General features: G+C 70.2%; 15 protein-coding genes, 2 tRNA genes and 1 CRISPR repeat array. Of the genes, 10 read left to right on the top strand and 7 right to left on the bottom strand.

Annotated features, from left to right (window positions below):
- Positions 1–97: 97 nt before the first annotated feature.
- The 4 genes from ABD240_RS11870 to ABD240_RS11855 all read left to right on the top strand — a co-directional run bounded on the left by ABD240_RS11870 (position 98) and on the right by ABD240_RS11855 (position 4,240).
- A tRNA-Lys gene (locus tag ABD240_RS11870) sits at positions 98–170 on the top strand.
- Positions 171–299: 129 nt separating this feature from the next.
- Positions 300–1,064 (top strand): YwaF family protein, encoded by a 765-nt coding sequence (locus tag ABD240_RS11865; RefSeq protein WP_291794832.1) that lies wholly within the window; start codon positions 300–302, stop codon positions 1,062–1,064.
- Between the two features lie 41 nt (positions 1,065–1,105).
- Positions 1,106–1,960: an ATP-binding cassette domain-containing protein gene (locus ABD240_RS11860; protein ID WP_344337410.1), complete on the top strand. Its 855-nt coding sequence runs from the start codon at positions 1,106–1,108 to the stop codon at positions 1,958–1,960.
- 123 nt (positions 1,961–2,083) lie between these two features.
- The gene (locus tag ABD240_RS11855; RefSeq protein ID WP_344337408.1) at positions 2,084–4,240 is read left to right on the top strand and encodes a YhgE/Pip family protein; all 2,157 of its coding nucleotides are present in this window, start codon (positions 2,084–2,086) and stop codon (positions 4,238–4,240) included.
- A gap of 106 nt (positions 4,241–4,346) precedes the next feature.
- Here ABD240_RS11855 and ABD240_RS11850 read toward each other — a convergent pair whose 3' ends face one another.
- On the bottom strand, positions 4,347–5,204 hold the full coding sequence (locus tag ABD240_RS11850; protein WP_344337407.1) for a hypothetical protein: 858 nt from the start codon (positions 5,202–5,204) through the stop codon (positions 4,347–4,349).
- 176 nt (positions 5,205–5,380) lie between these two features.
- Positions 5,381–7,237, bottom strand: a complete 1,857-nt coding sequence (locus ABD240_RS11845; RefSeq protein WP_344337405.1) for a hypothetical protein — start codon at positions 7,235–7,237, stop codon at positions 5,381–5,383.
- A gap of 332 nt (positions 7,238–7,569) precedes the next feature.
- Between ABD240_RS11845 and ABD240_RS11840 the strand changes: the two genes are divergently transcribed.
- Positions 7,570–7,645, top strand: a tRNA-His gene (locus ABD240_RS11840).
- Positions 7,646–7,773: 128 nt separating this feature from the next.
- Entirely contained in the window at positions 7,774–8,985 is a 1,212-nt protein-coding gene (locus ABD240_RS11835; protein WP_344337404.1) for a PrpF domain-containing protein, read from the top strand.
- Here ABD240_RS11835 and pdxT read toward each other — a convergent pair.
- Together pdxT and pdxS are read right to left on the bottom strand one after the other, a co-directional pair.
- On the bottom strand, positions 8,873–9,616 hold the full coding sequence (gene pdxT, locus ABD240_RS11830; protein WP_291791548.1) for a pyridoxal 5'-phosphate synthase glutaminase subunit PdxT: 744 nt from the start codon (positions 9,614–9,616) through the stop codon (positions 8,873–8,875). The genes ABD240_RS11835 and pdxT overlap by 113 nt on opposite strands.
- Complete coding sequence (gene pdxS / locus ABD240_RS11825; protein ID WP_344337402.1) at positions 9,613–10,524, bottom strand: pyridoxal 5'-phosphate synthase lyase subunit PdxS; 912 nt, start codon at positions 10,522–10,524, stop codon at positions 9,613–9,615. The genes pdxT and pdxS overlap by 4 nt, the downstream gene beginning before the upstream one ends.
- 130 nt (positions 10,525–10,654) lie before the next feature.
- On the opposite strand from pdxS, the gene pdxR reads away from it, so the two are divergent.
- Positions 10,655–12,136 (top strand): MocR-like pyridoxine biosynthesis transcription factor PdxR, encoded by a 1,482-nt coding sequence (gene pdxR, locus ABD240_RS11820; protein WP_344337401.1) that lies wholly within the window; start codon positions 10,655–10,657, stop codon positions 12,134–12,136.
- A gap of 115 nt (positions 12,137–12,251) precedes the next feature.
- Positions 12,252–13,196: a CRISPR direct-repeat array (repeat unit 29 nt; unit sequence GTCCGCCCCGCGTATGCGGGGATGAGCCC).
- A gap of 147 nt (positions 13,197–13,343) precedes the next feature.
- Here the strand turns inward: pdxR and ABD240_RS11815 are convergent.
- The gene (locus ABD240_RS11815; protein ID WP_344337399.1) at positions 13,344–14,822 is read right to left on the bottom strand and encodes a class I SAM-dependent methyltransferase; all 1,479 of its coding nucleotides are present in this window, start codon (positions 14,820–14,822) and stop codon (positions 13,344–13,346) included.
- Positions 14,823–14,969: 147 nt separating this feature from the next.
- Between ABD240_RS11815 and ABD240_RS11810 the strand changes: the two genes are divergently transcribed.
- Positions 14,970–15,365 carry a universal stress protein gene (locus tag ABD240_RS11810; protein WP_344337398.1) on the top strand — a complete coding sequence of 132 codons (396 nt, stop codon included), beginning with the start codon at positions 14,970–14,972 and terminating at the stop codon, positions 15,363–15,365.
- Between the two features lie 106 nt (positions 15,366–15,471).
- Here ABD240_RS11810 and sucD read toward each other — a convergent pair whose 3' ends face one another.
- Both sucD and sucC read right to left on the bottom strand, forming a co-directional pair.
- The gene (gene sucD, locus ABD240_RS11805) at positions 15,472–16,371 is read right to left on the bottom strand and encodes a succinate--CoA ligase subunit alpha (RefSeq protein ID WP_344337396.1); all 900 of its coding nucleotides are present in this window, start codon (positions 16,369–16,371) and stop codon (positions 15,472–15,474) included.
- A 25-nt stretch (positions 16,372–16,396) separates the two neighbouring features.
- Positions 16,397–17,566, bottom strand: a complete 1,170-nt coding sequence (gene sucC, locus ABD240_RS11800) for an ADP-forming succinate--CoA ligase subunit beta (protein WP_344337395.1) — start codon at positions 17,564–17,566, stop codon at positions 16,397–16,399.
- Positions 17,567–17,767: 201 nt separating this feature from the next.
- Between sucC and ABD240_RS11795 the strand changes: the two genes are divergently transcribed.
- Complete coding sequence (locus ABD240_RS11795) at positions 17,768–18,322, top strand: MarR family winged helix-turn-helix transcriptional regulator (RefSeq protein ID WP_344337394.1); 555 nt, start codon at positions 17,768–17,770, stop codon at positions 18,320–18,322.
- A 311-nt stretch (positions 18,323–18,633) separates the two neighbouring features.
- A complete protein-coding gene (locus ABD240_RS11790) occupies positions 18,634–19,371 on the top strand; it encodes a hypothetical protein (protein ID WP_344337392.1) in 738 nt (245 codons plus the stop codon).

Raw genomic sequence — 19,371 nt, 5'->3', positions numbered from 1 at the left:
ATGCCGCCCTCTCGCGAGTGTGGTGCGAATCTCTCCCCCGAACCGTCTCGCCCGCTTCCCTCCTCGACCGAAAGCGGGTAGTCTTTCTTCTCGTTGCGCACCTCTAGCTCAATTGGCAGAGCAACTGACTCTTAATCAGTGGGTTCCGGGTTCAAGTCCCGGGGGGTGTACAGAGGACGAAGGCCCTTCGCCGGCGGAAACGCCGGCGAAGGGCCTTCGTCATGTCTGCACCCGCGCAGCGCGCGGCTCCCTCGGCGAGGACATCCGCATACACTACGGGGACCGCATACACTTCCCTCATGTCGATCCGCCTGGAGCCCATCGGGCGCATGCCGCTGCTCGGACCCGAGCATCTGTGCGCCCTGGCGTTCACCGTGATCGCGGGCTTCGCACTCGTCTGGGGAGCCCGCCGGATCGCGGGCACGGACAGGGAGGACCGCATCCTGCGGATCTCCGGCTGGATCGTCCTCGCCGTCGCGCTCATGGGATTCGCGCGGGACTTCCTGCCGTGGAACTGGAACATCGACCAGTCCCTGCCCTTCCACTACTCCGACGCGCTGCGGATCATCACCGCCGTCGCGCTGATCCGACGCTCCGGCTGGGCCATCGCGATCTCCTACTACTGGGGTCTCACGCTCAACATCCAGTCCGTGCTCACACCGGACCTCAACTACTTCTCCGTGCCCGTCGTCGAGTACGTGCTCTTCTGGTACCTCCACATCAGCGTGCTCCTCACCCCCGTCGTGCTCGTCTGGGGACTCGGGTACCGGCCCACCTGGCGCGGATACGGGATCACCTGCGCGGCGACGATCGCCTGGGCCTGTCTCGCCGTCACGGTGAACGGCATGACGGGAGCCAACTACTCCTATCTCTCACGGGCGCCGCAGGGACCCTCGATCCTGGACCTCCTGGGCCCGTGGCCGGCCTATGTGTTCTGGGAGGCTCTCCTCGCGGCCGTGCTCTGGGCCCTCATGACCCTGCCGTGGACCTCCGGCCCGCGTGCGTCCGCACCGCTCGCGGATCCGCGGCACGGCGCCGTCCGCCGTTTTGTTACCCGGCGGTAGTGAGAGTGGCCACGGCTTCGCCGTTCGCCTTGCGGATGCGCATGCCTGCGCGGATCATGGGACAGGTGAGTGTGGAGATGAGCGAGAGCGCGGAGACGGCGGAGCACCACCGCGAGCCCGCCGTGAGCGTCGACGGCCTGTCCATGAGCACCTCCCGCGGCCCCGTCTACACGGACGTCACCGCCGAGGTGCCCGAGGGCGGGCTGCTCGTGCTCCGCGGAGCCGAGGGGTCCGGCAAGACCTGCCTCCTCCTCAGCATCGCCGGCAGGATGCGGCCGAGCTCCGGCACGGCCTCGGTCCGCGGGTTCGACACGCAGAAGCAGGGCCGGAAGGTGCGCACCCTCGTGGGGCTGGCACACGTGCACGGGGTCACGGACCTCGAGAGCAACCTCTCCGTGGCGGAGCACATCGCGGAACGGCTCATCACCACCCAGCCCTGGTACAAGCCGTGGATCTCACGCTCGAAGGTCACCCGGGAGATCGACAAGCTGCGCGAGGTCGTGGTCTCCGCCATGACGATCCTGCGCGAGTCCGGAATCCCCGGGTTCCGTCCGGCCGATGTGCTGGACGCGGACTTCGTCCTGAGCGTCAGCGAGTCCACCTACGTCTCCGAACTCACGCCGCTCCAGCAGTTCTTCCTGCAGCTCGCCCTCACCTCGATGGACCACACCCCCGTCGTCGCGGTGGACGACATCGACCTCCTGCGCGACCCGCGCGACCGGACGATCGCCTGGCTGGGGGTCCTGCTGTACCGCCGCGAGGGCGTCTTCACCGACGAGCGCCGGACCTTCGTGGTGACCTGTGCTGACGATGCACAGCTGAACGAGCTCTGCGCCCGGGTGCCGGACCTGGCCGAGGACGTCCTCACCCTCGACATCTCCCGGTCTCCCGGCTGAGTCTGCTCCCCGCACACCCCGACGATCCGCACGCGCCGCGCCCTCGGATCGCCCCTCGCACATCGCGGCGGACGCCCGGTCCGCCGCACCCACGGATCCGCAGCGCATCGACGAAGGACCTCAATGCTCTCCCTGCCTTGGCTCGAGCTCTCCCGCTTCCGCCGGACGACCCTCACCCGCCTCGCGATGGTGGTGATCATGGTCATCCCCTCCCTCTACGCAGGTCTGTACCTGGCGTCCAACTGGGACCCGACGGGCAACCTCGACAACCTGCCGGCCGCCGTGGTCAACCTGGATCGGGGTGCGGAGAAGCCTGCGCCCACGGGCGCGGACGAGGACGCGCCGCCGGAGGAGCTGCACGCCGGGGACGAGCTCGTCGACACCGTCACGGAGAAGGATGCCGCGGGCTTCGCCTGGGAGACCGCGGACGTGGAGACCGCCGCGGAGGGACTGGCGGACGGATCCTACGCCGCGGTCCTCACCATCCCCGCGGACTTCTCGGAGAAGCTCGTCTCCGCCGGCGGTGACGACCCGGAGCGCGCGGAGCTGCGCGTGGCGACCAACGACGCCAACAACTACGTGCTGGGCCAGGTCGCGAACACCATCCTCACCGGCATCAAGGCGGGCCTCAACGAGACGACCACGGCGGAGTACGCCGACCAGATCTTCGTGGGCTTCAACGACCTCCACGACAAGATCGCCGAGGCCGCCGACGGGGCCCGGGACCTCCATGACGGCGCAGGGCAGCTGCATGACGGCACCGGCGACATGGTGGACGGTTCCGGGCAGCTGCGCGACGGACTCGACGAGCTCCACACCGCGGCCGACACCGCGGCGGACGGCGCAGGGACGCTGGCCTCGGGCGCCTCCGATCTGGCCGACGGCACCGCCGAGGCGCGCACCGGCAGCCGCGATCTGGCCGACGGCGCAGGGCAGGTGGCCGACGGCACCGGGGCGCTCAGCGACAAGGCGCACGAGATCCGCACCAAGGCGGACGACTTCGACGGCCGCGTGGGCGATCTCGTGGACAGCGCGGGGCCGGCTCTCGACGATGCCGCCGATCGCTTCGAGGACGGCCGGGCGAAGGTCTCCGACGATCTCTCCGCGCGGGTGGACGCCCTGGCCGAGGACTATCCGGACGATCCCCGCGTGGGCGAACTGCAGGACGCCCTCGACGGGCTGGAATCCGATCTGGACTCCGCACAGGACGCGGCGAAGGACGCGCGCTCGAGAGCCCAGGGCTATGAGGACGACGCCCGCGAGCTGGCCGACGGCGTGCTGGACGCGGTGCATGAGGCGGACGACCAGATCAGCACCCTGGACGACGGGGCGACCCAGGTGGCAAGCGGGGCCCGCACCCTGCGCGACGGGATCGTGCGTCTGGACGACGGCGCACAGCAGCTGGACGACGGGGCGGGCGAACTCGCAGACGGACTGGTGCAGCTGGCTGAGGGAGCCGGCAGCGCCGCGGACGCGGGCGGGCAGCTCGCGGACGGGGCCGTGCAGCTGGACGACGGCGCCGCACAGCTCGACGACGGCTCGGGAGAGCTCGCGGACGGGCTGGCGGACGGCGTGGAGGAGATCCCGACGTTCGACTCCGCGGACCGGGACGTCCGCTCCGACGTCGTGGCCCTGCCCGTGGACGCGCACAAGGACACCCTCAACCCCGTGCACGTCTACGGCCAGGGGCTCGCGGCCTTCTTCATCGGCCTCGCGCTGTGGATCGGCGGGATGATCACCTACATGGTGCTCAAGGCCTACCCGCACCGCGCACTGGCCTCGTCCGCGAGCTCGCTGCGGGTGGCGTGGTCCGGCCTCGTCCCGGGCCTCCTGTTCGGCGTCCTGCAGGTGGTGGTGCTGTGGACGGTGCTCGCCTTCATCCTCGACTTCTCCGTCTCCACCTGGCTGTGGACGTTCGTGTTCTCCGTGGTCGTGGCGTCCTCGTTCCACGCCGTCCACCACATGTGCGTCGTCCTGTTCGGCTCGATCGGCAGGCTCGTGGCCCTCGTGCTGCTCATGCTCCAGATCGGCGCGGCCGGCGGCACCTATCCGGTGGAGACGGCACCGGCGTTCTTCCAGTGGATCTCGCCGTTCCTGCCCATGACGTACGCCGTGAAGGGCCTGCGCGGGATGATCGCCGGCGGGGACACCGCGGCCGTGCTCAACGCCGCGGCCTGCCTGGCGCTGTTCGGCATCCTCGCACTGGCGGTGAGCACCTTCGCCTGCGCGCAGAAGCGGGTCCTGCGGATGAAGGACCTGCACCCGAGCCTCACCCTGTAGGGCCGGGAACGGCTCAGCCCTCACCTGCGGAAGGGCAGGTGAGGGCTGACGCAGTGGGGGATGCGGTGGGAAGCCTCTGCGACGACAGCCGCAGCCTCAGCAGTGCTCAGTCCGCGGGGGCCTCGGCTCCGTGACGCCGCCTGCCCAGGAGGAAGGCGATCACGCCCAGTGCGGCGAGGCCCACAGCGATGAGCAGCGCGAACGGCCAGGAGAGACCGCCGATCGCGACTCCGCCGGCCGCATCGGAATCCGTGCCGGCCGCGCCGTCGTCCTTGGCCGCTGCGCTCTGCGGGTTCTGCCCGGCTTCCTCCGTGATGGACTCGTCCTCGCCCTCACCGGGCGCGCGCGGAACCGGATCGGAGTAGTCCGGGCCCTGCTCCTCCGGGGGAGCCCAGGCACCGCCCGGCTGCGACGAGCCGCGTGAGCCGCCGTTGCCGGTCGAGGGATCCTCGATCCTGCCGCCCGGAGTGGACTTCCCACCGCCGGACGTGGGCACGTCGCCGGAATCGTCGCCGCCCGGCCGGTCGCCGCCGGGCCGTGAGGGCACGGGCATCGGCTCGCCCTCACCGTCGTCCCGGGACGGGGAGGGAGCGGGGCTCTGCGAGGGGGACTCGGTGGGGCCGTCAGTCGGCTCTTCCGTGGGGTCTCCGGACGGATCGTCCGTGGGATCCTCCGTGGGCTCCAGGCTGGGGTCTCCCGAGGGGCTCGGGGAGGACTCGGGCTCCTGTGTCGGACCGCCCGTGGGCAGCACTCCGCCGGAGGACTCCGCTCCCTGCACACCGGCCTCGGCCGGGGTGTGCGCCCCGGGGTCGCCGGCAGGGGCATCCGCCCCGGCGGATGCCGCCGAGGAGGTGGTCGGCACACCCCCGGCGCCCATGTCCGGCTGTGCATGGGCGGGGAGCGGGGAAGCGGCGAGGCACACGGCGACTGCCGTCGCGAGTGCGAGCCGTGGTCTACGCGTCATGGATCCTCGGGAAGGCAGGGATCGGTTCTCTCCCACTCTATCCGTCTTCGTGACCGTATCGCGATCTTATGTGTTCAAATCTTTACAGAAGTCGCCCCGGAGACCCTGCAGGGAAACCTGCCGCTTCTCGCGCGATTCCGCCGGTGAGAGAGCTGTCGCCGCAGCACGGCCGGAATTCAGTCCTGCGGGTACGCCACCACGCGGTCCGCACCTGAGCGCACGATTGCGTAACGGGCGTCGTCGACCACTGCGAGGAGGTCGGCACCCGTGGTGTAGGCGGTCGGACCGCCGGAGACCGTGTCCGCGAGGATGACTCCGGCGCCCGCCTGCGAACCCGGCACCAGGTCGCCCCGCGGCTCCCCCAGCTGCACTCCGCTCTCCGTGCCGTCCATGACGAGCAGGCCGCTGCGGAGGTCGTAGAGATACGGGCCGATGACCGCGAGCTTGTAGTCCTGCCCCCGCGTCCAGTCGGCCTCCCCGAGCTCCCCGCTGGAGACCTCGTTGACGGATGACAGGCTCCCGTCCTGAAGGCTGTGCACGGCCAGCTGCAGTCGCTGCCCTGATGTCGGGTTGGCCTCGGGCTCGCCCCAGACCGTGATCGCGAGGCCGTGCCCGGCGGACTTCCACTGCTTGATCTCGAGACCGTCGCCGGGCGACTCCAGGTCGAGGCGCTCCATCTCCCCGCTCGCGATGTCCGTGAGCTCCAGCGGGCCGTCGAAGGGGGCGCTCACCAGCCGACCGCCGTCCACCGCCATGGGCGTGGAGCCCGGAGGAGGCGTGGGGATGTCGACGAACGAGCCGTCGGCCGCAAGGGTGCTGAGGTCATTGCCCTCGCGGATGAGCACGCTGTCCCCGGCGGACGACATGCGCGCCGTGGGGCTGAGGTCGTAGGCGACCGTGCTGTCCTCGCCGTCGAACAGCGCCTCGACCCGGTTCTCGTAGCGCCAGACGAGCGCGGCCCGCCCCTCGATGACGGTGTCCGCGGCGAACGAGACGGTGCCGGAGTACTCGTTGGAGTAGCGGACCTCGCCCGTCGTGGGGTCCAGCACGGAGAGATCCCCGCCGTCCACCACCAGGATCCCGCGGGAGGAGGCGGTCACCGAGGCCGTCTGCGGCACCTCGGCCTCCCATTCCGGTTCCTCCGCGTAGCCGGGAACCGGAGTGGTGGACTTCTCCTGCGTCACGGGGACGCGGCTGGGGACGGTGGAGCTGGTGGGCACCTCGGATTCCTTCGCGGCGGGAGTGCCGATGAGATCGGGAAGGAAGAAGAAGGCCATCGCAAGGACGAGGAGCACGGCCAGGACCAGACCGGGGACCGTGAGGCGCATACCCCGCGGAGCGTGAACCGCTGGACGCCGGCGGGAACGTGCCGCGTCCGTCCCCCTGCGCCGTTTCGCGCCGCGCTCCTGCGGATCCGTCGCGCCGGAGCCGGGGATGGTCTCCGCAGGTCCGGAGTAGCGTGTGCCCACGGGGAACTCCGCCTCCGAGGCCGTCTCCCGGTCCTGGCGCTCCGCCCCTTCGCCGGCCTGCACCTCCGTGGACCGGGCGATCTCGTCATCCGCGGATCCGCTCGCCGGACGCTGCGAATCCGCATCGAGACCGGCGGGCGCCTGCGCGTAGAGCGGGTAGGCGGGGCCTTCGTCGTCCGAGGCCGGGACCGCGAGATCTGTGGGCGCACCGGCGTCTGCGGATGCGCCGGCCTCAGGGTCCGAGGCCGCTGCGACGGCGCCCTCCACCGGCTCCGCACCCGCACTCCCGTCCGGGACCCGGGCGGCGGCCTCGCCGTCCGGCGGCACGGCATCCTCACCCGACTCCCCCGCGGGCAGGGCGGCGATCTGGCCGTTCTCACTGATGCGGATCTCACGCGCGATGCCGCCGTCTGCGATGGTCACCTGCAGAGACACCTGTGCAGAGCGCGCATGCCCGGCGAGGTGCGCCATCGCGGACCCGAGGTCCGGGTGCGGGGTGACGGCGCCGTCGATGCTCACTTCTGCGCTGCGGTCCTGTGCAACGGCGATCTGAGCGTGGGGCATGGTGTGGGTCGACCTCGGGAAGTGCTGCGACGATGAAATGGCTGCGGCGCACTGAGCGCGACCACCAGTGTAAGTACGTTCGGGTCGAAGAACGCCGCCCATCCCCTTTCCGAGTCCCAATAGTTACCCCAGCAGGTGCTGCGACGCCGTCAGCGCCGGAGGTCTCCCCGAGGCCGCCGGAGGCATCCCGGCGCTGCCTGCAGACCCACGCTCGGCGCGTGCGTGACGAGCATCTCACCTCCCCATCCGCCTGAGAGTTGGCTCCCGCACCCCAACGGGTCTATGCTTTCTTCTGTTGTCCGAACGGCGCTCCGGTGCCGCTCGTGCACATGGTGGCTATAGCTCAGCTGGTAGAGCACCGCGTTGTGGTCGCGGGGGTCGCGGGTTCAAGTCCCGTTAGCCACCCCACTCCGAGAGGCCTCTCGATCCGCTTGTACACGCGGATCGAGAGGCCTTCTTCATTCCTCGCGAGGGCCGGGGGCGCACAGAAGGTGCACGCCCGGCTCACGGAACCCCACACAGATCGGAGCGCCCTCATGCAGTGGACGAACGCCGCCTTCATGCGCGGCGGGACCAGCAAGGGTCTCTTCTTCGCAGAACAGGATCTGCCTCCGCGGGGTCCGGACCGGGACGCGCTCTATCTGCGTGCGCTGGGCTCTCCGGACAGGTTCGGCCGGCAGATCGACGGCATGGGCGGCGGGATCTCGTCGCTGTCCAAGGTGGTGAGCGTCACCGCCTCCGACCGCGCCGGGGCAGAGCTCGACTACACCGTCGGCCAGGTCGCGGTGGATGCACCGGTGGTGGACTACTCCGGCAACTGCGGCAATCTGTCAGCGGCTGTTGTGCCGTTCGCACTGGAGAGCGGTCTCCTCGTCCTCCCCGACGGGCCGCAGACAGTGCGGATCTTCAACACGAACACGGAGAAGCACATCGAGGTGCAGCTGCGGGTGGAGAACGGCACGGCGTCCGCCTCGGGGCCTCTTGTGCTTCCCGGGGTCTCCGGGACCGGCTCCCCCATCGAGCTCCGCTATCTCCGCCCGGCAGGCTCACGGACCGGGGCACTGCTCCCCACCGGCGCCGCTGCGGACGTGCTGCGGCTCGAGGACGGTGAGCACCACGCCTCACTCATCGACGCGGCCAATCCCATGGTCTTCGTCCGTGCGGAGGATCTGGGACTGCGCGGGGACGAGCTCCCGGCGGAGCTGGATGCGGACTCCGCGCTGATGGGGAGGCTCGACCGCCTGCGGCGCGCCGGTGCCGTCGCGATGGGCATGGCCGCCGAGGACGCCGCAGCTCCCCGCGCAGTCCCCAAGATCGCGCTGGTGGCAGGTCCGCGCACCTGCCGGCTGCTCGACGGGACGACCGTGGCCGCCGAGGACGCCGACCTCACCCTGCGCGTGCTCTCGATGGAGCAGACGCACCTCGCCACACCCGGCACCGCAGCGCTCTGCACCGCGGCGGCGGCGCAGATTCCCGGGAGCACCGTGGCCGAGGCCGCGCGCCCGAGCGCGGCGGGCGGTGCGCTGCGCATCGCCACACCCTCCGGCGTCGTCACCGCGGGTGCAGACGTGCGCACCGCCCCCGACGGCAGGCTCACCGCGGAGAGCGCGTCGCTCTACCGCACCGCGCGGACTCTCATGCGGGGGCAGGTCGCGGTGCCTGCAGGGCAGCCTCGGGGCTCGCGGCGAGGGCCTCAGGACTCGACGCGATCCGCACGAGTTCGCGATGGAGCCGGTCGTCGCCGGTGAGCTCCGGGTGGAAGCTCGCGGCGAGGACCCGCCCCTGCCGCACGGCAACGGGACGCCCGCCGTGCGTGGCGATGACCTCAGCCCCCTCTCCGACCTGCTCGATGAGCGGCGCGCGGATGAACGCAGCCCGCATGGGCCTCGGGCCGGGCGAGCTCCCGCCGGGATCCGGCAGACTCACGGACACCTCCGCCTCGAAGGAGTCCCGCTGGCGGCCGTAGGCGTTGCGGCGGGTCCGGACGTGGAGACCGCCTATGGTGTCCAGTCCGGCGAGGCCGGCCTCGGGCACCACGGTCTCGCTCAGCAGGATGAGGCCCGCGCAGGTGCCCAGCACCGGCATGCCCTCGTCCATGCGCCTGCGGACGGCGGGCAGGAGACCCTGGGGATGGGCGAGGCGCGCGATCGCCGTGCTCTCCCCGCCCGGGATCACCAGTCCTGACAGGCTCGCCAGCTGGTCCGGCCGCCGCACCGGCACCACCTGGGCGCCGAGTCCGTGCAGGAGGTCCGCATGTTCGGCGACGGCCCCCTGCAGCGCGAGGACGCCGATGCGGGGTGCGAGCGCGGAACCGGCCGCCGGAGCGCGCGCCTCCCCGCTCACCTCGGGCTCCCGGCCCGCGCCGGAGCTGCCGTTCACCAGCCGCGCTCAGCGAGGCGGTGGGGAGCAGGAAGCTCCGAGACGGAGATGCCGACCATGGCCTCACCGAGCCCGCGTGAGACCCTGGCGATCTCCGCCGCGTCCTCGAAGTGGGTGGTGGCGTGCACGATGGCCCTGGCGCGGGAAGCGGGATCGCCGGACTTGAAGATGCCGGAGCCCACGAAGACGCCGTCGGCGCCCATCTGCATCATCATCGCCGCGTCCGCCGGCGTCGCCACTCCCCCGGCCACGAAGGTGACGACGGGCAGGCGGCCGTCACGGGCCACCTGGGCGACGAGGTCGTAGGGGGCCTGCAGATCCTTGGCGGCGGCGTAGAGCTCGTCCGGCTGCAGTGCGGACAGCTTCGCGATCTCCTCGCGGATGGTGCGGATGTGCCTGGTCGCCTCGGAGACGTCGCCGGTGCCGGCCTCGCCCTTGGACCGGATCATGGAGGCGCCCTCGGTGATGCGGCGCAGCGCCTCGCCCAGGTTCGTCGCGCCGCAGACGAAGGGGACGTCGAAGGCGCGCTTGTCGATGTGGTGGACGTAGTCGGCCGGGGAGAGCACCTCCGACTCGTCGATGTAGTCCACGCCCAGCTCCTGCAGGACCTGCGCCTCGACGAAGTGGCCGATCCGCGCCTTCGCCATGACGGGGACGGAGACCGCGCCGATGATCTCCTCGATGAGGTCCGGGTCGCTCATGCGGGCGATGCCGCCCTGCGCGCGGATGTCGGCCGGGACGCGCTCCAGGGCCATGACGGCCACGGCACCGGCGTCCTCGGCGATGCGGGCCTGCTCCGCGGTGACGACGTCCATGATGACGCCGCCCTTGAGCATGCGGGCCAGACCGGTGTTGAGGCGGGAGGCTGTGTCTGTGGCGTCTGCGGTCCGGTCTGCGGTGACGGTCATCTCGAACTCCTGGAAAACGTGGCGAAGGTGAACGAGGTCAAGCATGGCCCTCTCCACCGGTACAGCAGAAGATCCAGTTCCGACTTCTTTCATTGGACCAGTTGCGGTCTCGCCGGAATACGATTCGTTCATGGCCGCCACTCTCCCGCTCGTCCTCGACCTCTCGGCGCGCATGCCGGCATCTGCGCAGATCGCCGCCGGCGTCCGCACGCTGGTGGCGGCGGGCTCACTGCAGCCGCAGCAGGCGGTGCCCTCCACCCGTGCGCTGGCGGCCTCTCTGTCCGTTTCTCGTGGAACAGTGGTGGCCGCGTACGATCAGCTGATCTCCGAGGGCTACCTGGTCAGCCGACCCGGCGGCACCACTCGAGTGCATCCGGAAGCGGGCGAGCTGAGCCTGCCGCAAGGAGCGGACGCCCGCACTGCCGCTGTCTCCCGCACTGCGGCAGCGAGCGCCCCGGCTCCTTCGCTCATCGACCTCAGCCCCCATCGACGAGCCGCGCCGCGTATGGATGACCCCGCTTGGCGGGAGGCCTGGCGACGTGCCGCCACGGCTCCTGAGCCTTCGGACCGCCGGACCGTGCCCCAGCACCCGGGCGATGACTTCTGGGCGGCAGGTTCCTCTCCCGCGCAGGGTCTGCCGGAGCTGCGCGAGGCCGTGGCCGAACATCTGCGGCTCATGCGTGCGATGTCCGTGGATCCCGCGCAGCTGGTCATCACCGCCGGAGCACGTGATGGCCTCGCACTGCTCATTGCGGCACTGCGGGACAGGCTGGCGCCCATGGCTGTGGAAGATCCGGGCTATCCGGGTCTGCGGCGCGTGCTGCGCAGGCTCATGGTCCCCACACTCCCCGCGCCCACTGACAGCGCAGGAGCCGTGCCGTCGCTGACGCCTGCGGCGGCCGGCTCCGTCCTGCTCACGCCCAACCACCTGTTTCCCACCGGCGCGGGTATGCCTGCGCCTCGGCGGATCGAGCTGCTGCGACAGGCGGCAGATCGAGGACAGCTCGTCATCGAGGACGACTTCGACAGCGACTATCGGCACGTGGGCGCGCCTCTGCCTACGCTGTGGGACCTCGCACCGGAGTCCGTCGTGCACCTGGGGACGTTCACGCAGGTGCTCACGCCCGAGGCCGCGGTGGGTTACATCCTCGCTCCGCCGGCACTCGTCCCCGCGCTCGCACAGGCACGCAGCGATCTCGGTTCCGGGGCATCGGCGATCGCACAGCGCGCCGTGGCGGACTACCTGGCCTCGGGCGGGCTGCGGCGCAGCATCACTCGCAGGAGGCGAGCGCTGGTGCGCCGGCGTGCGCGGCTGCTGGAGACGCTCGCAGACTGGGAGGTGGAGATGGTCTCCGGAGCACAGGCGGTGGTGCGGCTGGGTGACGCGGGGACCGCGCATTCCGTCGCCGAGGCCTGTCTCGCCCGCGGGGTGCGTGTGGGGGACCTCGGCGGCTATTGGGAGGCGGGTGGACAGCGTTCGGCGGCTGATGCCAACGGCACCCGGCCTGAGGACGCGCACGGAGTGATGCTCAGCTTCACCGATGTCTCCGATGAGGCGCTGACGGCTGCCCTGCGCATCGTCGCGCGGTCGTTGCGGGAGAATCACGGATGAGGACGGAGACATGACCGAATGCTTGGCACCTTTTCCGTCATGCGCCGGCGTCCGACCCAGACCGAAGTCGTATGTAAAATGGCTCAACCAACGGTATTCCTGCAGGTCAGGAAGTGTCCGCCCCGCGTATGCGGGGATGAGCCCTCTTCTTCGACCTCGGCCCGGCGACGTGCAGCGTCCGCCCCGCGTATGCGGGGATGAGCCGGTGAGGCCATCCCCGTGGGACTGCCCGAAGGCGTCCGCCCCGCGTATGCGGGGATGAGCCCCACGTCACTACAGCCTCGACGGCGGTCTTGATGTCCGCCCCGCGTATGCGGGGATGAGCCCGCGTTGTTGGCCGCGTTCGGCCACACCGGGTCGTCCGCCCCGCGTATGCGGGGATGAGCCGTGGGCGCAGGAATTCGCGTACCACAACCGGGCGTCCGCCCCGCGTATGCGGGGATGAGCCCTACGGCCCCGGCGGCGAGAACGCGACGGAGAAGTCCGCCCCGCGTATGCGGGGATGAGCCCTCGGTGTAGCGCCCCGACTGCACCGAGAAGCTGTCCGCCCCGCGTATGCGGGGATGAGCCCACCCGCCCGAAGATCCGCACCGGAGACTCGCAGTCCGCCCCGCGTATGCGGGGATGAGCCCAGCTTTGGTCCCACCTCGGATGGGCACAGCATGTCCGCCCCGCGTATGCGGGGATGAGCCCCCACCACAGGAGACACCATGGCTTTCAAGGACGTCCGCCCCGCGTATGCGGGGATGAGCCCTCACTCGGCGGACCGGAGGTGAAGAAGATGTGGGTCCGCCCCGCGTATGCGGGGATGAGCCCTTCGTGGAGTCTCCGATGCCCCCGGCATCGCTGTCCGCCCCGCGTATGCGGGGATGAGCCCGCCGCGGCTCCGTCGTGGCGAAGGGTGCGGTCGTCCGCCCCGCGTATGCGGGGATGAGCCCGACACCACGCCATCCACGGGGGTTCCCAGCTCGTCCGCCCCGCGTATGCGGGGATGAGCCCTCGTCGGCGGTGTGGACAGGACGCTCGACATCGTCCGCCCCGCGTATGCGGGGATGAGCCGCTGCAGGCCCGCATGACGCAACGCCAGCACGCGTCCGCCCGCGTATGCGGGGATGAACCCAGATAGGTAGGCATTCAGCGCTGGTTGAGGCAGAGCCCCGTCAACCCCGGAAGGGGCTCGGGCTCAGCAACCAGACGAATATCTCCGTCACTGCTTCCAGGCCGCCAGAACCGTGAAACGCCGGTCCCGTGCCCACTGCTCCACATGAGCGAAGCTGCTCGCCAGGTGGCTGCGGTAACGCAGGTGCGAGTTCTGCACGAGGACGAGGAGCCCGCCGGGCCTCAGCAGCGCATGCGCGGAATCGATGAGCGCATGTGCCGTATCTGTCGTCACCGTGGTGCCCTCGTGGAAGGGCGGGTTCAATGTCACCAGATCGAATGCTCCGGCTTCGAAGCCCTCACCCCACGGCAGGGCAGCGGTACCATCCGCATGCCGCAGCACCGGGCCGCCATCACCCGAGGCGAATGCAGATCCCTCGTGAGTTCCCTCCCCGCCCCTGCCGCTGCCGTTCACGTCCAGCGTCATTCGCGCCGAAGCTGCGGCAGCCCAGGAATCGTCCACGCCTGCCAGCCGCGCACCGGGGAACAGCACTCTCACCTCGCGCAGCAGCCAGCCATTGCCGCAGCCCAGGTCGAGAACTCTCAGCGGGCTTCCTCCTGCATCATCTGCTGAGCCCGCAGGCCCTTCAGCGGCGTGCGCCCGCAGAGCCTCCAGAAGCAGCCGCGCGCCGGCGTCCACACGCGAACCGCCATAGCAGGCGCCGAAGGCCGAAATGCCGTCGCGCACCACAGGCGTGGGCAGACCGGGCGATGACCCCACAGCGCCTGAAGCACCCCGCCACCCGGTCGCGATGAGCAGCCGGGACTTCGCCAGGCCCGGCGAGACGTCCACACGGCTGAACCAGGCTTCGAGTTCCCCATTGAACGCCTTCGTCATGTGCTTCTCACGGCCGGCGAGCACCAGCTCGACATCGGAGTGCGGCCGGCCTTCCTGCCCTGCCATGATCGCGCCGACGAGATGCAGCAGATCACCCAGCGCCCTCACCTGCTTGGGCGCTGAGACGATCACTCGCAGACGGAGCCCGCTCTGAGCAGCGAACTCCGGAGCATCCTCAGCATGTCCCTTCCGGAACCCACCAGCCGCCGGTCCCTCCTCAGACAGAACTCCACGCACGCAGCGGCACACCTCGGAGAAGGGATTTCGGTCCTCACCCTGTCCAGAACCCCGCACCACTTCCACGGCGCTCAACGCGGCGACGGACCCACCCGAACCCTCGCACCGGGCCACAGCCGCGGCGACCGCAGCGGCCTCGGCGGCGGAATCACAGCGCACCACGTGCGGTGAGGACGAGATACCGGCACTCACCAGCGTGAGTGCGCCGTCCGAGTCGTCGAGGACGAGTGTGACCGCGGCCTCCCTCAGCAGCGGGGCCGCGGTCTCCGGCTGAGGAAACCGCCCGGACAGGTCGAGCTCTCCTGCCGCCCGCCCGGCCAGGTACTCCTGCAGCAGACGAGCTGTGGGATGACCCGCCGGCCACTCCGGGAACACCTCACGCAGCCGGCCGGCGGAGCGCTCCAGGGATTCCCGCGCAGCGGTTCGGTCACGAGGCAGGAGCGAAGCAGACATGCCGACGAGTCTACGGTCCGCCGGAGGCTCCCGGAGCGGGCACTGCCGGAACATGCGTCTCCTCACACTCGCGCCCCGCCTGTGAGTTCAGGCACCTGCACCGATAGGCTGGTAGCCGCCGCACTCGTACTTCCACAGGAGACAAGCATGACCATCCTCGTAGGCTTCACCCCCAAGCCCCAGGGCCACGCCGCTGTGGCCTTCGCTGTCCAGGAGGCGAAGCTGCGCGACGAGCGCCTGCTCGTCGTCAATGCGGGACTCGGCCAGCAGGTGATAGAAGAGCCCGGCATCGCGAAGAAGGACGAGCTCGACCAGCTGCGCGCCACCCTGGACGAATCCGGGGTGGAGTTCGAACTGCGCCAGAACCTCCGCGGCAACGACTCCGCGGAGGAGCTCCTGGCGCTCGAACGCGAGGACCCGTCGATCTCCATGATCGTGATCGGCTCCCGCAAGCGCTCCGCCGTGGGCAAGCTCATCATGGGCTCCACCGCCCAGCGCGTCATCCTCGGCGCCGAGGTGCCGGTCGTCTCCGTCAAGCCCTGACAGGAGGCGCGGCGCAGACGCGCGAACGCGACGAGGGCCCCGCCGGATCGATCCGGCGGGGCCCTCTCTGCGTCTCAGGCGCCCAGGAACCTGCGCGCCCGGGAACTCACCTGCCCAGCAGCGTGCGCAGCAGCTCCGCGGTCTCGGTGGGGGTCTTGCCCACCTTGACACCGGCGGCCTCGAGGGCCTCCTTCTTCGCCGCGGCCGTGCCGGAGGAGCCGGAGACGATGGCGCCGGCGTGGCCCATGGTCTTGCCCTCCGGGGCGGTGAAGCCCGCCACGTAGCCCACGACGGGCTTGGAGACGTTGTGCTTGATGAACTCCGCGGCGCGCTCCTCGGCGTCGCCACCGATCTCGCCGATCATCACGATGGCCTCGGTGTCCGGGTCCGCCTCAAACGCCTCGAGGGCGTCGATGTGGGTGGTGCCGATGACCGGGTCGCCGCCGATGCCGATGGCGGTGGAGAAGCCCAGGTCACGCAGCTCGTACATCATCTGGTACGTGAGCGTGCCGGACTTGGAGACGAGGCCGATGGGGCCGGACTCCGTGATGGTCGCCGGGATGATGCCGGCCAGCGACTCGCCCGGGGTGATGATGCCGGGGCAGTTGGGGCCGATGATGCGGGTCTTGTTGCCCAGCTCGCTGGCGTGCGCCCACACGGCGGCGGAGTCCTGCACCGGGATGCCCTCGGTGATGATGACGAGCAGGCCGATGCCCGCGTCCACGGCCTCGAACGCCGCGGCCTTGGAGAACGCCGGCGGCACGAAGGCGACGGAGACGTCAGCGCCCGTGGCCTCCATGGCCTCGCCCACGGAGGCGAAGACGGGCAGCTCCACGTCGTTGCCCGCGACGTCCTTGTGGGACACGGTCGTGCCGGCCTTGCGCGCGTTCACGCCGCCCACCACGTTGGTGCCCGCAGCGAGCATGCGCGCGGTGTGCTTGGTGCCCTCGCCGCCCGTGATGCCCTGGACGATGACCTTCGAATCCTTGTTCAGGAAAATCGACATTGTTCTGTATGTCCTTCTGCAGAGATCAGTTCGCGGCGGCCAGTTCAGCGGCCTTGTCGGCGCCGCCGTCCATGGTGTCGACGACGGTGACGAGCGGGTGGTTGGCCTCGGCGAGGATCGCGCGGCCCTCCTCCACGGCGTTGCCGTCCAGGCGGACGACGAGGGGCTTGGAGGCGGAGTCGCCCAGGATCTCGAGTGCGCTCACAATGCCGTTGGCCACTGCGTCACACGCGGTGATGCCGCCGAACACGTTGACGAACACGCTCTTGACCTGCTCGTCGCCCAGGATCACGCTGAGGCCGTTGGCCATGACCTCTGCGGAGGCGCCGCCGCCGATGTCGAGGAAGTTCGCCGGCTTCACGCCGCTGTGGTTCTCCCCGGCGTAGGCCACGACGTCGAGGGTGGACATGACCAGGCCCGCGCCGTTGCCGATGATGCCGACCTCGCCGTCGAGCTTCACGTAGTTGAGGTCGAGCTGCTTGGCCTTGAGCTCCAGCGGGTTCTCCGCGTCCAGGTCGCGCAGCGACTCGTGGCTCTCGTGTCGGAAGGAGGCGTTCTCGTCCAGGGACACCTTGCCGTCGAGCGCGATGATCTCGCCGGCACCGGTCTTCACGAGTGGGTTGACCTCGACCAGCGAGGCGTCCTCACCCTGGAAGGTCGCCCACAGGCGGACGAAGACCGGGATGAGCTTCTCCGTGGTCGCAGCGTCGAAGCCGGCGGCCTCCGCGATCTCACGGGCCTTGGCCTCGTCGATGCCGGTGATCGCATTGACCTCGACCCTGGCCAGAGCCTCCGGACGCTCCACGGCGAGCTGCTCGATCTCCATGCCGCCCTCCTTGGAGCACATGGCGAGGAACGTGCGGTTGGCACGATCGAGCAGGATCGAGAAGTAGTACTCCTCCGCGATGTCGGCGCCCTCGGCGATCATCACACGCTTCGTGACGTGGCCCTTGATGTCGAGGCCGAGGATCTCGTTCGCCCGCTGAGCCGCCTCGTCCGGGTCGTGCGCCAGCTTCACACCGCCGGCCTTGCCGCGGCCACCGATCTTCACCTGCGACTTCACCACCACGGTGCCGCCGCCCAGGGCCTCGGCGGCCTGCTTCGCGTCTTCGGGGGTGTCCGCGACCTTCGCTGCGAGCACGGGGACGCCGTACTCCTCGAAAAGGTCACGTGCCTGATACTCGAAAAGATCCACGTGTCTTCCTTCGTGTGTTGGTGGCACACCACCGGCGCACGTGATCCGCGCCGGCTGCGCGCCTCGTCCGGTTTGCCGTCGAGGGGACTCAACCGAGAACTCAGTCTAATCCGCATCCAGGAGGAAAGCGCGTGTGCAGAAAGACACACCGAGGAGAACCTTGTCGGACAAGAATCTTGACTTCAAGGTAAAATCACGGTCATGGACCTGCAGACCACGCTGACCGCCGAACCCGATGAGGTGGATCGGATCATCGCGGCCTGGCGCGAGGTCCGACCGGACATCGACGTCACCCCCATGGAGATCCTCTCCCGCGTCTCCCGCCTCTCCCGTCAGCTGGACCGCAGGCGCAAGTCCGTGTTCTCCTCCCACGGCCTCGAGATCTGGGCCTTCGACGTGCTCTCCGCCCTGCGCCGTGCAGGCGAGCCCTACCAGCTCTCCCCCACCGCGCTCACGGAGGAGATGCTCGTGACCTCCGGCACGATGACGAACCGCATCGACCGCCTCACCAGCGCCGGCTGGGTCTCCCGGCGCCGCGATCCCACGGACCGCCGCGGCGTCCTCGTGCAACTCACGGAGGACGGCCGCCGCAAGGTCGACAGCGCCCTCGCGGACTTCGTCGCCCTCGAGTCGCGCCTGCTGGAGGAGCTGGCGGACGAGGAGCGCGGGACGCTCGCCGCTTCGCTCCGCCATCTGCTCGCCTGGGTCGAGGCCGTGGACGAGCGCGCACCGGGCGCCGAGGACGAGGTCGCCTGAGCCTCCTCCCGGGCCTGAGCATCCGCCATGCGGGACCTAACCCACAGTCAGCACCCGCACACGCGTCCGAACACCCGCGAATCTCCGCAGACAGGCGGGTGTCCTGGAGCGAAGACGGGTGACATGCCTCGTAGACTCGACTCATCGGCCCGTCATCCGGCACACGCCCCGGCCCTCACACGTCCCCACCCGCACCCGCCCATCCTGCAGGAGGACTCGCCTTGCGTCCCTCAGCTTCCCCTCGCCCCGCGGACGCGTCCGCCACCGTCGCACACCCCGCAGACGCGGTCCGTGGAACACGCGCCCGCGCCATGACCCGCACCGCTCGTGCGGCGGCAATCGGCGGCTCCGCAGCTTCCGCCCTCGCACTCCTGCTCAGCGGCTGCGCGACCGTGGACTCGGAACGGCCCGCCGAGGTGCCCTCCGTGGAGCCGGAGACGATCACACCCGTGCCCACGCCCGAGGGCACCGCGGCCGTCGTGGATGTGAGTCCCGGAGGTGAGGAGTCCTCGGACTTCGTGTGGCAGGGCCTCGCCCGCGCCGCGGACGCCGGTGAGGAGACCTACGTGCACGCCTGGGTGCGCAGCTACGCGGAGCTCCCGAACGAAGGAGAGATCACCCTCACACCGGAGTTCCCCGACAGCGTGAGCATCACGGTGGACGCCGAGGCCGTGACCGTCTCCGAGGCCGATCCCGCGATGCGCCTCATCGAAGGCACATTCACGGTGGAGCAGCTGGGCACGAGTGCGTTCGCCCTCACCACGGAGGACACCGAGCCTCAGGAAGACCTGCACCCGCAGGGGCCGGACGACGCCCAGCGGTGCACGGCCGAGGACGGCAACGAGCGCATCCAGGCCGCCTCCCAGAACCTCGCGGAGGCGCTGCAGTCCGGGGATGACGCCGCACGCGAGGAGATGCGCCTCCAGTGGGCGGCGGCACCCGCGGTCTGGTGGGGCATTCAGCGCACGGCGATCGACCTCGCCGGTTCGGAGCAGGAGTTCGCAGGCGATTTCCTGCTCGAGGCCTGCGAACCGTACCTGCAGGGATGA

Source organism: Brevibacterium salitolerans (genome assembly GCF_039531405.1).
GTDB classification, from domain to species: domain Bacteria; phylum Actinomycetota; class Actinomycetes; order Actinomycetales; family Brevibacteriaceae; genus Brevibacterium; species Brevibacterium salitolerans.
Note: the sequence above shows the minus strand (reverse complement) of the source record. Positions and strands in the feature narration are given on the sequence as shown.